The sequence below is a fragment of the Rhodoferax sp. OV413 genome (genome assembly GCF_900104385.1).
In the GTDB taxonomy this organism is placed as follows: Bacteria; Pseudomonadota; Gammaproteobacteria; order Burkholderiales; family Burkholderiaceae_C; genus Rhodoferax_B.
The window spans coordinates 56,590-71,352 of the sequence record NZ_FNJA01000008.1; the positions used below are offsets into that span (position 1 = coordinate 56,590).

General features: G+C 61.5%; 16 protein-coding genes and 1 pseudogene. 8 read left to right on the plus strand and 9 right to left on the minus strand.

Features of this window, described 5'->3' with window-relative positions; genetic code table 11:
* Positions 1–468 precede the first annotated feature (468 nt).
* Positions 469–1,167 (plus strand): contractile injection system protein, VgrG/Pvc8 family, encoded by a 699-nt coding sequence (locus BLT66_RS22535; protein ID WP_255407044.1) that lies wholly within the window; start codon positions 469–471, stop codon positions 1,165–1,167.
* Between the two features lie 63 nt (positions 1,168–1,230).
* Here the strand turns inward: BLT66_RS22535 and BLT66_RS22540 are convergent, their stop codons facing one another.
* Together BLT66_RS22540 and BLT66_RS26555 are read right to left on the minus strand one after the other, a co-directional pair.
* Entirely contained in the window at positions 1,231–2,163 is a 933-nt protein-coding gene (locus BLT66_RS22540; RefSeq protein ID WP_092761451.1) for an XRE family transcriptional regulator, read from the minus strand.
* Position 2,164: 1 nt separating this feature from the next.
* Positions 2,165–2,356, minus strand: a complete 192-nt coding sequence (locus tag BLT66_RS26555) for a hypothetical protein (protein WP_143029263.1) — start codon at positions 2,354–2,356, stop codon at positions 2,165–2,167.
* On the opposite strand from BLT66_RS26555, the gene BLT66_RS22545 reads away from it, so the two are divergent.
* On the plus strand, positions 2,329–2,808 hold the full coding sequence (locus tag BLT66_RS22545; protein WP_304442149.1) for a P-loop NTPase family protein: 480 nt from the start codon (positions 2,329–2,331) through the stop codon (positions 2,806–2,808). The genes BLT66_RS26555 and BLT66_RS22545 overlap by 28 nt on opposite strands.
* 794 nt (positions 2,809–3,602) lie before the next feature.
* Here the strand turns inward: BLT66_RS22545 and BLT66_RS22550 are convergent.
* The 5 genes from BLT66_RS22550 to BLT66_RS22570 form a co-directional block, all read right to left on the minus strand.
* Positions 3,603–4,409: an aspartate/glutamate racemase family protein gene (locus BLT66_RS22550; protein WP_092761455.1), complete on the minus strand. Its 807-nt coding sequence runs from the start codon at positions 4,407–4,409 to the stop codon at positions 3,603–3,605.
* A gap of 387 nt (positions 4,410–4,796) precedes the next feature.
* Positions 4,797–5,186, minus strand: a complete 390-nt coding sequence (locus BLT66_RS22555; RefSeq protein WP_092761457.1) for a hypothetical protein — start codon at positions 5,184–5,186, stop codon at positions 4,797–4,799.
* 34 nt (positions 5,187–5,220) lie between these two features.
* Positions 5,221–6,009, minus strand: a complete 789-nt coding sequence (locus tag BLT66_RS22560; protein WP_255407045.1) for a GntR family transcriptional regulator — start codon at positions 6,007–6,009, stop codon at positions 5,221–5,223.
* Entirely contained in the window at positions 6,006–6,413 is a 408-nt protein-coding gene (locus tag BLT66_RS22565) for a nuclear transport factor 2 family protein (RefSeq protein WP_255407046.1), read from the minus strand. The genes BLT66_RS22560 and BLT66_RS22565 overlap by 4 nt, the downstream gene beginning before the upstream one ends.
* Positions 6,414–6,550: 137 nt before the next feature.
* Positions 6,551–7,969, minus strand: coding sequence for a M24 family metallopeptidase (locus BLT66_RS22570; protein ID WP_092761462.1), 1,419 nt, complete (start codon positions 7,967–7,969; stop codon positions 6,551–6,553).
* Between the two features lie 303 nt (positions 7,970–8,272).
* Here BLT66_RS22570 and BLT66_RS22575 point away from each other — a divergent pair, with 303 nt between their 5' ends.
* The 6 genes from BLT66_RS22575 to BLT66_RS22600 all read left to right on the plus strand — a co-directional run bounded on the left by BLT66_RS22575 (position 8,273) and on the right by BLT66_RS22600 (position 13,951).
* Complete coding sequence (locus tag BLT66_RS22575) at positions 8,273–9,016, plus strand: aspartate/glutamate racemase family protein (protein ID WP_092761464.1); 744 nt, start codon at positions 8,273–8,275, stop codon at positions 9,014–9,016.
* Between the two features lies 1 nt (position 9,017).
* Positions 9,018–10,133 (plus strand): ABC transporter ATP-binding protein, encoded by a 1,116-nt coding sequence (locus BLT66_RS22580; protein ID WP_092761466.1) that lies wholly within the window; start codon positions 9,018–9,020, stop codon positions 10,131–10,133.
* A gap of 61 nt (positions 10,134–10,194) precedes the next feature.
* Positions 10,195–11,235 carry an extracellular solute-binding protein gene (locus tag BLT66_RS22585; RefSeq protein WP_092761468.1) on the plus strand — a complete coding sequence of 347 codons (1,041 nt, stop codon included), beginning with the start codon at positions 10,195–10,197 and terminating at the stop codon, positions 11,233–11,235.
* Position 11,236: 1 nt separating this feature from the next.
* On the plus strand, positions 11,237–12,082 hold the full coding sequence (locus BLT66_RS22590; RefSeq protein ID WP_092761471.1) for an ABC transporter permease: 846 nt from the start codon (positions 11,237–11,239) through the stop codon (positions 12,080–12,082).
* A 16-nt stretch (positions 12,083–12,098) separates the two neighbouring features.
* Complete coding sequence (locus BLT66_RS22595; RefSeq protein ID WP_092761473.1) at positions 12,099–12,920, plus strand: ABC transporter permease; 822 nt, start codon at positions 12,099–12,101, stop codon at positions 12,918–12,920.
* Positions 12,921–12,952: 32 nt separating this feature from the next.
* Positions 12,953–13,951, plus strand: coding sequence for an asparaginase (locus tag BLT66_RS22600; protein ID WP_092761476.1), 999 nt, complete (start codon positions 12,953–12,955; stop codon positions 13,949–13,951).
* 212 nt (positions 13,952–14,163) lie between these two features.
* Here BLT66_RS22600 and BLT66_RS22605 read toward each other — a convergent pair.
* Positions 14,164–14,358 (minus strand): annotated as a pseudogene (locus tag BLT66_RS22605) (type II toxin-antitoxin system MqsA family antitoxin); the annotation flags it as partial.
* Positions 14,355–14,702 (minus strand): hypothetical protein, encoded by a 348-nt coding sequence (locus BLT66_RS26560; protein WP_143029264.1) that lies wholly within the window; start codon positions 14,700–14,702, stop codon positions 14,355–14,357. The pseudogene BLT66_RS22605 and the gene BLT66_RS26560, both read right to left, overlap by 4 nt.
* Positions 14,703–14,763 lie beyond the last annotated feature (61 nt).

Here is a 14,763-nt window from a genome sequence, read left to right on the forward strand (position 1 = left end):
GTCCTAACTCTCTCGCTATCGATGTGACCGAGAGAACCAAGCGATATCTTGATTCGCTTTTTGGAATACACTCCCAAAGAGAAATGGGCGAAAATGCTCAGAATTGACGACTTTCTGATTTGTTCGCCCCGCTCCGCCCCCAGCTTTGCCTTGCATGCAAACGCCAGATTACAGACGTCCTCGCACCGCAAGTTTTGATTTACCAATGAAAAAGGCCGTTTGCTGGACTTCAGTGTGACTTGAAGCATTACTTTGCACTGACGCGGAACCAATGGATTGCACTTCAATCCGCCTCATGCCGCCGTTTCCGGGATCTTTGACCGTGGCTTCGCGGTCGAGAGGAACGATCAGATTGCATTTTGTCGATCTGTGCAGTTAAGCCTTGCACAATGTCAGGGCCCCAGCTTCGTTGCGCATTTCGGTCCGTCCTGGCCCTGGATTCCAGTCGCGCGTGAAGCAAAGTGATGCGTGCTGGGCACTGGTGTCATCGGCGCCATCATGGGCGCTATAGCCCTGCGCAACCAGCTCACCGCCCGCGTGGATGCTGTGCTGGCCGCCAAGGCCGTGGCGCACATAGACCAAACCAACGAGAGCGACCTGAACTTCATCACTCGCCTGGCCCAACGCTTCGACGCCGTGGCAACCGTGAAAAAAGGCCTGCTGCTGTTCCTGCCCATCACCGGCACCACCATCAGCACCGGCAAGCCGCTACCCAGCGCTACCATCGCCCGCGCCAAGGGCGACAGCCACCTATACCACACGAGCGACCGCGTCGCCTACAGAGGCGTGCGCGCCTACTGGCACGCCCCCCAGCGTGCCCAGCGCCGCTCAGTCCTGGTCGGCCTCAGCGGCAACGCCAAGCGCCTCAAAGAAAGCCACGCCAGCGAGGCAGATGCCCACGCCGCCGCCCAGGCCGAATGGGGCCGCATACAGCGCGGCGCCGCCACCTTCGAGCTAACGCTGGCGCTGGGCCTCCCGCAGATCGCACCGCAAACGCCTGAGCAGGTAAACGGGTTTAAACCAGAGATTGACGGCACCGACTGGCTGGTGGTCAAAGCCGGGCACAGGGTAGGAGATGGCGGCTTTACTACGCGGCTGGAAATGGAGCGTAACCATGCAGCCCACCAGAAGCCCGCGGCTCCGTACGCTCCTTCATGGACGCTGTGAAGAAGTTTACCTTCGCGTCTCCAATTGGGGCAATTTTGAATAGAGTCAGATACTCTTTTTCAATTATTCGATCGATAGTCGGTGTTGGCGCCCCGACGGGCAAGCTCTTATGTGAGCAATACCACTGGGGCGACAAGACTTGATTGCACCGTTCGTGTCTTGTCCAAATGTGTCCGACTCCGCTTCTAGCGTACGTAAGCGATGCACTCTGTAATTCAGAGCCGCAGCCGATACTCGCCAACGTGCTTTCTTTTCAATTAGTTGGTCAAGCGAATAAACATTTGAAAGATGGGCCCGAACGTCAGCTTCCGGCATAAGAAATGCAGAAGCAAATTGATTGGCTTCATCTTCGACAGCCCGCCCACCACGCGTTCCTCCATGGCGATGGAGTACGAGATGCCCGAGCTCATGCGATGCATCAAACCGACTTCGCTCAGGCGTTTTGTGCATGTTAAGAAAAACATATGGGATTTCGTTGCGCCATAAAGCAAAAGCATCTACCGACAGCGAGTTTTTTGCTAATGAAAACACCCGTACACCTTTAGCCTCAAGCATTTGCAGGACATTTGGGATGGGGTGCTCCCCCAACAACCAATGTTCACGCACTAATCGCGCCGCTGCTTCGGGGCTGGAGCCTTCCTTAACGTCAATGATTTCTGATACAGGTAAAGAAAAGCGTTCATGCACCCAATCACTCAACATGAATGCAAACGCCCCAGAGGCCAGCGCAGCATCGCGCTCACGAGCAGACATACTGCTCATTGAGCGGAAACTGGCAGCCTCCGCAGTAGGCTCATCAAGATCTGCACCACTGAAAAAACTTTCAGGAAATTCGGTAACTTCTGCTAATTTACGAATACTTTCTGGTGGGGGTAGGCAGTCGCCACTTTCATAACGGGAAACCGTTTTCTGATCTAAATCCAAAGCTTCTGCAAGAGCTTTTTTGGAAAACTTTCTACGGCGCCGAGCAAGTGTCAGGCGCGACGGATTAAACATTTCATTTCCTACTAACTACCACTTCCGGTTGGTCAAAGTCATCACCCGGAGGAGGCTTTCTAAAAGAATCGTTCCAATCCCCGTTTCCGAGGAAAATTATTTTTTCTATAAAACCGGTGAAATAACCACTGGAAAACCCGCACAGCATAGAGTGCCAGCCAGCTGATTCGTGAGGAACGAGGGCGAGCATCATGGGGTGCTGAAAAGGTAGTTTCCGAGATGGAGTTGAACCAACAGGCCTTGATCGCAGCGACGCAGCGGCTTAATGCGAGCGGTAAGTCGCTGGTGCTGGATGGTCACTTTGTACTTCGCGTTGCGCCTGGTCAGCACGAGCCAATTCCACTTAACGTGTTTGGTGCGTTGAATTGCGTTGCCATCATCTTGCTTCAATGCCCGATTAGCGTCCTCTCCGAGCGCTTGCTCGGGCGAGGAGACGCTAGCTGGCCCCACGACGAACTGATTCGGTTCAGTAAGGCGGAGTTCGACCATGGCTTGACGGTGGCGACGACGCTTCAGATCCCCTTCGTGCCGCTAGAAACCCCCAGCCGTGATGATCTCGAATCGTGTCTTCAAGAGCTGCTTGCCCATCGCGCAGCGTCGCAAGTTAGTCGGAATTCCGATTCAGGCAGACAATCAATGCTCTAAACGGCAGTTCCTCGCCTGCGATACAGAACAGGATTTGCCCGCGAAGTGGTCCGACCAGCGCATTTGCTATGCGATAGCGACGGGCACTCGAGTGTCGGCATGCCGTCAGGCGGAGACGTTGCAGACTGATGCCCAGAATCGCTGTCAAGCCATTCACAGACGATTAACCGAAAAGCGGGCAGACCAGAGCCTACAACTCAGGCTCTTGAATGCCGGCCGGGCGTCGAGTTTGTGAGTTCGTCGCAGCGAACACCGGGCATTGAAATTCCCTCAAGCGGTGTCGGGCCTATACCCACCAACACAACGACCGCTGCGCCTCAGATAAGGGCAGTTCGTGCTGAGGCAGGCCGGTCAGTTCAATGAACGCAACGGACCCAAAACCGCGAGGTTGGCAACCCCGGTCGTGTGACCGAACACGCTGCTCGAAAGTAGCCGAGGATGCGCAAAGATGACCGGGTGTTCGCGGGGACAAAACCAAAGAAAACGACCTCATACGAGGTCGTTTAACTTACAAATTGCACTTACGAAATAAACCTAAAAATTGCACGAGGTGCAATTCCTTGGTTTAAGTCGCATCAGCTGTGACTTAAAGGATTGCTTTGCACCGGGGCTAAAGTATTGCTTTGCAGTTGGGGCAGCCGGCTGGTTCATCAGAGAGCAGTTTCAACTCCCCCTGAGGGCCTGACTTATACGATCAAACTGCACTTGGTAGGTTGCGATGCTTAGCGATTGCATTTTGTCGGAAGCCTGGGCCCTTGGCTGGTGAGTATTCCAACTGCGGGGCCGGCGCATGCCTACTTGCTCTTGCGGATGCTGTAGGCCGCAGCCTGCGCGGCCGCGATCACCGGCACCACAAGCGGCATGTCGAATTTCGGCTGAAGCCGAAGCGCCGAAGCCGTCAGCGGCCCGCCGCCGATGATCACCGCCTTCGCGCCGTCCGCGGCCGACGCTCGCACGGCCTCGGCTAGCGCAGCGTCGAGTTCCTCGGGCGACTTCTTCATCAGCGCGTTCGGGTCGCCGGGCGTCGCGCGCGTGCCGCGGAACTGCGCGCCGTAGCCGAGTGCCACCGCCGTCTGGCGGAACCCTTCGAGCAGGCCCGGATCGGGCGTCGTCGTGGCGATGCCGAACGGGCGCCCCCCCTTGGCGGCCTCGTGGAAGGCCTGCTCGCGGATGCCGAATACCGGCACGCCGACCTTGCCACGCAGCTCCGGCAAGCCCGGATCGCCGAAGGCAGAGACGATGATCGCACCGACCTTCGGATCCTGAGCGGCTTCGACGCCGATCCTGACGACGCCCGGCAGCGCGTCGGCCAGGTCCTTCGGCGTCGTCAGTAGAGGCGGGACGCCCTCGTTGCTCTTGCCTTCGACCATGATGCCACCGGTCGCCGTCGAGGCGATCTCGGTCATCGACTGCGTAGTGTTCGCGTTCGAGTTCGGATTGATCAACACGATGTACCGGTCCTCGGCCGCGGCGGTGTTGCCCTGTGCGGCGGCAAGGCCGGGCAGCAGTGTGCAGACGGCGCAGATCGCCGCGAGCAGAGTTCGGCGCGAGTCCAAGCGCGCGGCCGAACGTGACTGCGGTGAAGTGGGAGCGGACGTCATGAGTCTCCTTTCGATGGGGGTGCGGGAGGGACGAGCGGCCGCGGCCGGTATCGCCCCTGTGCGATAGCAGGATCCGCGCCAGCGTCATAAGCGCGCGGCAAACCCACCTTGCCCGGACTTCGTAGACGTACTGAGCGTAGGCTAAGTTTGTGGCTACCAACGATGCGGCAGCGGTTCATGAACGAGGTTTGCGCGTTGGTTTGCTGAACGAACAAATAAGAGAGTGTGTCCGACGCCGATTGCAGTAGGCATTGCGCGGTACGTCTACTTTGGGCGGCCTTTGCAGTCACTGACCCCGCTCAAAAGCAGTCTCTCTAAGCGCACGGAACTTAGATACGAGGTCCACAGCAGCACCATTTGCGAGGGCGCGCTCGGGAACTGACACGCTTACAAGGACGATTCAATCAAGATTTGATGGCCATCCAGCAGCCCCCCTGGGGAAATCTTGATGGAAAACCGCTTGAAAAGACCGAAGAACGTGTGCAACGGCATGGCAACCGAGACCTTCCTTACCTTCACGGGGCCTGCCTCAACGGCCTTGGCCAGGGCCTCGCGCCCCGCCAGGTCACAGACCAAAGCAGTGACAGCCACGTCGGCATTCTGTTCGTCGCCCTGCGTGACGGAAACTAACTCGATGCCGGCCACGAAGTCGCTATTGGCCAGCACGCCGGTTCTCTTGAGGTAGTCGGCGAAATCTTCGACCTCATGGCGGTCGGCCGAAGCGGTGCCCTTGATATGACCGTGCTGTGCGGCAGCGGTGAAAGTTTCAGTAACCATGTGGATTCCCGTGAACTATGCCGTGCAAGGTGACTTATCCAAGCCCCAGCAGGCTGGCCAGGCTGGTATCAGGTTGGTCGCGCTTGTTCAGCAGGCCGCTCTCCAGGTCTCGCAGGTGCAGTTCCATCTCATGCGCCGCGCCAGCCGCGTCCCCGCGTTCCATGCAATCGACGATGCGCTCATGTTCCTCATGTTCGCAGGTCGGGTTATCGGGCAACTCGTACAGCGCCACGATCAACGAAAACCGCGACAGGGTCTCACTGAGATATTGTTCGAGAATCGGACTGCGGGCCAACTGCGCCAGGCGATGGTGGAAAGAAGTAGCCACGCGTGCCCATGTCACCTGGTCGCCCGAGTGTATGGCCGAGTGGTCCTTGCCCAATTCACGACGAAAGTCCGCCAGCTCACGCTTGGTTGCCCGCTGCGTAGCCAGTGTCACTATCGCGGCTTCCAGCCCGCGGCGCGCCTCCAGTACGTGCTGCGCCTCTTCGGGCGACGGCAACACGACCCGTGCACCGCGGTTGGGCTGAAGCTCGACGACGTGGTCGTGCGCCAGCCGCTCAAGCACCTTGCGCACTACGAAGCGGGAAGTACCGAACAGCTCGCACAGAGAAGCTTCGGGCAGCTTGGCGCCGGGTTTCAGGCGTTGGTTCACGACGCTGTCGTAAATGGCCCGGTACATACGGACCTCCACGTCGTCGGCTTGGTCGTCGGTGACAGGCGTTGACGCCGCTGCGGGTGCAGTGGCTTTGATCGGCTTGGGCTTCTTCAAAGTCGCAGCGGGCTTGGTCAACCCGTGCGCGGTAGCGGCCGGCTTCATCATGCTGAGCCCAGCTTGTGGTCGAGCAACCGCTCGGCGCTGTCGTTCCAGACGTCCATCTGCTGAATCAGGCCGTGACTGACGACATAACGGTCGACATAGCGGTTGCCTTCGAACGGCGTGCCGTCCGGCCACTCACCATACAGCGTGCCGATGCTGTAGACAACCGTGTGCTCGGACGTACCGCCTGCCACCACCTCAGTGCCTTCGATGCGCTTTTTCACCCAGCGGTAGCGTGACGCGTTGAAGGCAGCGCATTCGGCTGGCTCACGCATTTCGCGCCCGCCGGTGAAACGGATGCGCAACTGTGGGGAAATGAATCTCTGCACGCCGGCCGGGTCCGGAATCATCAAGATGCGAAGGTATTCATTGACCAACGCGGCTGGATCGAGCGCGGAGTGGGTCATGGACGGAGTTGGCTCAGAATGCATGGAAACCTCGAGGTGCATGCGACGAGGGCTCCTGAAGACCAGTAGCTCAACATCGCGGTTGACGATTGTATTTCTATTTTGTTAACAACTATTGTTGGCCATGAACGCAATTTTCAGGCCGGGATGCGGTACACCTCCAGCGGCGTGTGGCAGGTCAGGTTTTCAAAACCGGTGTCCGTGACCAAGTAACAGTCGCCCACATTGCACCCCGCCACCAGCGGGTCGAGCCACTGCGTGTGCAGCACGAACACCATGCCAGGCTCCAGTCGATCGTAGTTGTGGGATGAAATGTTGTAGCCATTGCTGCCGCCGGCCAGACCCACCGAATGGCCAAGGTTTGGGTTGTGCGGACCTCGCTGCGCGGGGTATACGTGCATCAGGCGCCGCCCCTGTGCTTCCCAGTCAGGCGAAGGCACATATTGCCGCGGCACCAGGCGCGGCTGGCCATCGGGCATGGCCTCCCAGTTGTAGGGCATGGTGCGCGCTTCGGCATCGGCGAGGTAGCCGCGCTCGACATAAGGTTCGAAAGCAGCGTTGTTGACATCGCGCACCAGGGCCCCGGGGCGGATCAGGCGTTCAGCGCGCTTGACCCCCTCCGCACACATGGCCAGCACATCCTCTTGCGCCGACGTGATGTCGCCGACGGCGAACATGCGCGCGGACTGCGCGGTGTAGCCGCGGTAAGTGACGTTGGAAATATAGAGATTAATCAAATCACCCGGGCGCACCACGTGGCCGTAAGGCTTGCCGCAATGGGTACCGTAGGCGTCGATCCCGATCTGGTACCCGTCACCGGTCTCGCCGCCGCGTGCGAGCTGGGCATAAGTGAACGCGGCGTAGATCTCATGGTCGGTGACACCCGGTCGGGTGACATGGCGCGCCGCCTGGATGCCGATGTCGATGAGCTGCGCCGCACCGCGGAACAAGGCCTGTTCCCGCACGGATCGCACGCGCTGCATGCGGTCGACGATGTCGCTGGCAGGGATCAGCTTCGCGCGCGGCAGGGCCGCTTGCAGACCGCTCCAGACCGGCCCTGAGGTGCGGTCCCCGAGGTGGCCGATCTGCGCATCGGCAAATCCCAGCCGCTGCAGCGCCGCCGCGCAAGCCTGCACGGCCTTGGTGGTGGACGAGCCCGGGCGGTCCGCGTATTCACGGCCCCAGGCGCCGACCTGCCAGATCTCGTCGACCAGCATCGGCTCACCGGCAGGCGGCAGCAGAACCGACTGCGAGAACATCGACAGCAGCACCATCTCGCGGTCGCTGTCGGTAGGGATGATCAGCAAACCTTCGCGCATCCAGTCACAGATGTAGCGCAGGTAGGCGTTCGAGGTATGCATCCAGCCAATCATGTCGGTGTGCACGACAAGCACGTCGTGCCCCGCCAGAACCGCTTCGCGGCGGATGCGGCGCAGGCGTTCTTCGTATTCCGCCTGCGGCAGCGGCGGCACGGCCGTGAATTCGAAATCGGGCTCGAAGCCAGCCAGCAGGGCTTCGCTGGCGTGCCTTTTGGTGGCTTGGTATGAATGGCTCATGTCGGTGTTTCCTAGGTTGATGGATCGGGTGGGCCGCTTCATTGCGGTGCTGAAGGATTCAAGTTGGTGCGGTTTGGGCACTGACTTGCTGCATTTCAATTTGAAAGCAAAATTCAGTCCATATTGTTAACAATAAATATAACTTCATTGTCGACATTATTTTCACTCTTGTGCCGACTATAAATATCAAATTACGCCGACATTGGCATGGTCTTTGCAAGTTGAGCGACATGACTCGCCCAAACGCCCTTTCTCCAACCGTCACGGCGCGATGCGCTCCTTGACTTGCACAACAGGCCGCCCATGAACCGTAAGCTACGAATCCTGCTGGTGAACTCCAACACCAGCGCCGCCACCACACAACAGGTGGCAAACGCCGCCCGCGCGCTCGCCCCCGACGTCGAATTCACGGCGATCGAGAGTCGCTGCGGTCCGGCTGGCATCGGCGGGCGAGCCGACGTCGTGATCTCGGCGCTGGCCACGTTCGAGGCCGCGCTCGAAGCCGCCCCGGGCCATGACGCTGTGGTCGTGGCCTGCTTCAGTGACCCGGGCCTGGCAGCTCTACGCGAGGTACTGGACATCCCCGTGGTGGGCATCGGCGAATCCGCCTACCTGACCGCCTCGATGCTCGGCGCACGGTTCTCGGTGGTGACGCCCGGCCTGCGCGTGGCGCCGATGGTTCACGAGGCGGTGCAGGCGGCAGGGCTTGTCTCCCGATTCGGCGGCGTCACATTGATAGACGACGGCGTGATCCAGGCTGAAAACCGCCTCCCGGTATTGATCGAAGGCGTGGCGCGAGCCGTGGCCACGCAGTCGGCCGAGGTGGTGGTGCTCGGCGGCGCCGTGTTTGCCGGCCTGGCGCAAGCCGTGGCGGCTGAGTCAGACGTGCCGGTCGTAGGCAGTGTCGAAGCCGCGGTCGTGCAGGCGCTGGCGCTGTGCCGCCTGCAAGCAGGCCGTGCGACCATCGGCAGCTATTCGCGTCCACGCCGCAAGCTGATGACCGGCGTGTCGCCTGTGGTTGCACAGCACCTAGCCATTGGGGGGTGACATGAACGCGAATACGAAGCTGGCGGCCAACGCCGCAGTGCTCGAAGTCAAACGCGTTCGGCACAGCTACGCCGGCGCGCCCGCGCTGAACGATGTGTCGTTCACCGTACCGGCCGGCGGAGTCGCAGCCTTGCTCGGGCCGAGCGGCTGTGGTAAGTCGACGATGCTGCGGGTGATCGCCGGGCTGATCCAGCCCGCGCACGGCAGCGTGTGGCTGGGCGGCAAGGATCTGATTGCCGTGCCGGCCCGCGAGCGTCGCATCGGCATGGTGTTTCAGAGTTACGCGCTGTTTCCCCATATGTCGGTGCGCGAGAACGTGGCCTATGGCCTGTCGTCGCTGCAGCTTTCACGCGACGAGCGCCACGCCCGAGTGACCGAAATGCTGGGCCTGGTGCAGATGGGCCACCTGGCCGACCGCATGCCGCGCGAACTCTCCGGCGGACAGCAGCAACGTGTGGCGGTGGCCCGGGCGCTGGCGATGCGGCCGACGGTAATACTTCTGGACGAGCCCTTCGCCGCGCTGGACCGGGCGCTGCGCGCCGACCTGCAGGCCGAGTTCGTGGCGATGCAACGCGCACTCGGCATCACCGCCATCCTGGTCACACACGACCAGGAGGAGGCGCAGGCCGTCGCCGATACGCTGATCGTGATGAACCGTGGCAGCGTGGAGCAGATTGGCACGCCGGCCGAGCTCTACGACCGGCCGGCCACACCCTTCGTCAGTGGCTTCATCGGGCAATCGTCGACGATGACGGGCACCGTGATTTCCGCCGAGGACGACGATTACAGCGTCCGCCTGGCGGTCGGCGCCGAGTTGTCGCTGCCGCGTCCTGCCGCTTTCCGCACAGGATCGGAGGTGCTGGTCAGCGTCCGTCCGGAGCATGTGCGTGTAGTCGGCACCCCGCAGGCCGGCTCGCTGCCCGCACAGTGCCTGCAAAGCGTGGTGCAAGGTGCCGACGTACTGCACCGGCTGGCCCTCGCCGACGGCACCCTGCTGCTGGCGCGCCAACCCCGGGGCGCCGCAGCACCCGAGTTGCCCGACTCCCGGGTGCACGCCGTCATCGACACCGTCGCCTGCCGCGTATTCCCCGCCAATGCGCCAGCCGCTACGGCGTAACGCGAACTGCGTCCCATCCTTCCCCGTTCCATCTCAACCAACCTTAGTCCCGGAGATTCACATGCTTGATCGACCCACCCTTTCGCGCCGCCAATTCACTACCGCGCTGGCTGCCCTCGCCAGCACGCCCCTGATGACCGGCCGCGCTATGGCCGCCAACTCGGTCGTCGCCGCTACTTTTCCGAACGCCTGGGAAGACGCCTACCGCCGCATCGTCGTGCCGTTGCTCGCGGCTCAGGGCACCGAACTCGTAATTGCACCCGCTCTAGCGCAGGACCAACTGGCCAAGACCCTCGCCAGCCCATCCCGTCCGCCGTATGACGCGCTGCTGATGTCCCCTGGCCAGACCGCGGAAGCCATCAGCAAAGGTCTGATCCAGAAGATCGACCCGAAGAAGCTGAAGAACTGGGACAAGCTCAGCCCTTCGGCCCGCACCGAATGGGGACCGAACGTCACGGTTGAAGTCAACGGCATCGCCTACAACCCGACCATGGTGCCCAAGCCAACCGGCTACAAGGATCTGTTCGAGAACAAGGCGTACGACGGCAAGGTCGCTTGGATCGGCTTCGGCTCGAACACCGCGGCGATGGCCTGGATCGAAATCGCGCGCCTATACGGCGGGGGGGTCGACAACATGCAGCCAGTGTTCGACCTGCTGAGCAAGCACCTGAAAAAGATCGGCGCTATCGCCAGCAGCGGCAGCCAACAGATGACGCTCTTCCAGCAGGGAGAAATCGGCGTTTTCATGGCCAGCACGAACAATGTATCGCGACTCAAGTCGCTCGGCGTGCCGTGCGAGTTTGTGCATCCATCCAGCGGCTCCCCGGCTACGCCGGTGACGATTCACATGACCAAGGGCGCAAGCGACCCAGAGGCCGTCTACCGCTACATGGACGCCGCCATTTCGGCCGAAGCCCAAAAACAGCTCGCCATGCCGCCCACTGAGATGATCCCTACCAACGTCGACGTACCGCTGACCCCTGGCATCAAGGCCTACGTCAGCGAAGCCGACATGAAGAAGTTCGTCTACTTTGACTGGGCCAAGATCAACCAGCACCGTTCGGCATGGACCACCGAGTTCGACCGCATCGTGAGAAAGTGACATGCGTTCGCTCACACTCCGCTGGCCGGGGCTACCGTTCGTCACGCCGCTCGTGCTGCTGAGCGGCCTGGCCTTCGCGGTGCCGCTAGCCCTGCTCGTGGCGATGGGATTCGCCACGGCCGAAGGCACGCCGACGCTGGCCAACTACACCCGCTTCCTCGGGGACGCGTTCTCTCGCCAAGTGCTGGTCGATACTTTGCTGTTGGGCGGCTACGTCGTCGTCGGTACTACGTTGGTAGGCCTGCCGATCACGTTGCTGTATTGGCACGCCAACAAGTGGGGACGCAGTGCGATCGTCTTCCTCACGTTGCTACCCATGCTAACGAGCAACGTGGTGCGCACCTTCGCGTGGATCGTGCTGCTGGGCCGGCAGGGGCCGATCAGCCACGCAGCGGTGCAGTTGGGCTTGATCGACCAGCCCACAAGCTTCCTCTTCACCGAGATCGGACTGGTCGTTGCGCTGTGCCAGATCGAACTGCCACTGCTGGTGTTGCCCGTGATCGCGGTACTTTCGCGCACCGACCGTTCGCTCGTCGATGCCGCGGTGATGCTCGGCGCCGGCCGTTGGCGAATCCTGGGCACCGTGTTGCTGCCGATCATGGCGCCCGCCGTGCTGGCCGGCTGGGTGCTGGTATTCGCAAGCGCCACCACCTCCTACGTCACCCAGTCGGTGATCGGTGGCGCGCGCCACATCTACGTGCCGCAGTACATCTACCGCGAGGTAGGCGTTTTGTTCCAGTGGCCGAATGCGGCCGCCATCTCCACCATCCTGCTGCTGGCCACCGGCGCCGTCATGCTGGCTGTGACCTCGCTGTCACGGCACCGACGCCTCGTCGGACATGCGTGACCACAAAGGAAAAACCATGCGAAAAATCCTGGATCGACTGCTCGAACACAGCTACGTGATCGTGATCTCCATGGCGGGCCTGCTGGCTTTGGTCTTCATGGTGGGGCCGGTCGCCGTGGCACTGGCGATGTCCTTCACCGATGGTCAGACGCTGAAGTTCCCACCCGACACCTACTCCCTGCGCTGGTACCGCAGCCTGCTAGACCCTGTGCAGTCGGCGCCGATCCAGCAGGCGGCCATGAACTCGCTCAAGATCGCGGCCCTGGCCGTGCTAGGTGCGGTGCTGTTCGCCGTGCCGGCTGCCTTCGGCATGACGCGCCTGGGCAAGCGGCCGGTGACGCTGCTCGAGCCTCTGGTGCTTGCGCCACTGGTGTTGCCCAGCCTGGTCTACGGTCTGGCGGCACTGCTGGCGGCGGACTCCATCGGTCTGCGGCCTTCATTGTGGCTGGTGGTTGCGGGGCATGTGGTCATCTTCGGGCCATTGATGTATCGCTCCACGCTGGCGATCGCGCAGCGCATCGACCCGCATCTCGAAGAAGCATCCACGATGCTCGGCATCGCACGCCTGTCGACCTTCATCCGCGTGACGCTGCCTCTGCTGCTACCGGGCGTGTTCGCGGGTGCCTTCCTGGTGTTCATGCAGTCACTCGACAACGTCTCCATCACGCTGTTCCTGGCCGACGCGCGCACCACGGTGCTGCCACTGCGCATGTTCCAGATGGTCGAAGAATCGCTCGACGTGCGCGTGGCCGCAGTCTCCGGCGTATTGATCACTCTGTCGATGCTGGTACTACTGCTGATTCAACGCCTGGCGCCCCTGCTGCGGCAAGGCCGCTGACCCCCATTACTTCAATCCAAAGAGAAACTGACATGACAAAACCCCAAGTGGCCCTGCTGGGCACAGGCGGCACGATCTCCTCGCTCGGCACCGGTCGACTCGACCTAGTCAACTACGGCGACACCGGCAACATCATGCAGGCCGACGAGATCGTCGCGCAGGTGCCCGACGTGGCGCTGCATGCCGACGTGCTGCCAGTACGTTTTCGCAACATGGCTGCCATCGACATCGGCCCGGCCGACTGGATCGCACTCGGCCGGCGCCTGCACGAGGTAGTGCTCGAACACCCCGGGCTGGCCGGCATCGTCGTGACGCACGGCACCGCCAGCCTCGAGGAGACGGCCTACTTCCTGAACCTCGCGCTGTGCATCGACATCCCGATCGTGCTGGTCGGCGCACAGCGGCCGTTCAGCGCGATTTCGTCGGATGCGCAGCTCAACCTCATCAACGCCGTGCGCGTGGCCGCCGCTCCCGAATCGCGCGGACGCGGCGTGCTGGTGTTGCTGAACGATGAGATCCAGTCCGCGCGCGAGGTGACCAAGACCGACACCTACCGTCTGCAATCCTTCCAGTCGCCGGGGCTGGGCGCACTCGGTTATGCCGATTCCGACCGTGTCAGCTACTACCGTTCAACAACCCGCGGCCACACCAGCGCCACGCCGTTCGACGTGCGGACCATCGACGTGCTGCCGCGGGTCGACATGGTCGTCTCGCACGTGGGCGCCGATGGCGTGCTCATCGATGCGGCGGTGGCCGCCGGTGCGCGCGGCATTGTGGCCGCCGGTTTCGCGCCGGGTTGCGGTGCACCGGGCGAGCGGGCGGCCCTGGCCCGCGCCGTCGAGGCCGGCGTGGTCGTGGTGCAGGCCGCGCGTGCCCACTCGGGGCGCGTCGATGCCCGCGATCGCGTGCGTGCGGCTGGCTTCGTTGCCGGCGATAACCTGCCGGCGCACAAGGGGCGCATCCTGCTGGCGCTGGGCCTCACGCAGACCCAGGACGTTTCGACGCTGCAAGAGTACTTCCTGAAGTACTGACACACAGTGCCAGTTATAAAAATCAGGGCGACCGTGACTGCCTGGATTGTCCCGTGTCACTTGGTGCCAGGGCTGGTAGTAGGCCGCGGTCCCTGCTCCTCGGCCACTCGCCAGTCACCTGTCCAATAGAACAGGCGTGAATTTTCGCCCAGTTCTCATAAGTAGGCTCGTCAAACGCAAGGTGATTGCTCACTCGCGTCGCCATCCCCCTCGTCCACGCAGCGCCTGAACTGGCGCAGCAAATCGCTATACCGATCGCCATGCTCACGGTCCAAGATTACCTGATTGCATGCTGGGCAGAACTCAGCCGTCACGGCTGGAATGCTGGTACTCTGACCTTTATAGACATACGGTAAATCACGGGTGTCGTGAATCAAATCGGCTGCGCCACAGCAAGGACATCTCATGTTTTTGAGGACTCCAAAAGACTTTGGCTGGCATCGGGAGAATTGCTACGTTTGTCTCTTTCAGACAAGGAGCCATCTGACGATGGCTGCATGGGCCACGCCGACCCAGCACGCAGGCGCTGCATCTCTTCGCTCTTCAATCGCTCAATTTCGCCATAGGCGGCCCCCCGTACCTCGGGGCACTGGATACTCAGCCCTTCGACCGCTAAGGCTTGCTCGATTCGCCGACGCGGCAAATGGCCGTTCCTCTCGAATAATAGGCGTGCAACTTTAGTGGCACGAGCAAGCCGATCTTCGCGCTTTGCATTGGAGACCATGGACTGAATCTCCCGCTTGCGTTCCATGGCCGCGCTGCAGATATCAGGCAGTTGGTAACGCAGGTGAATCGCCCCGTATTTTGAGGAG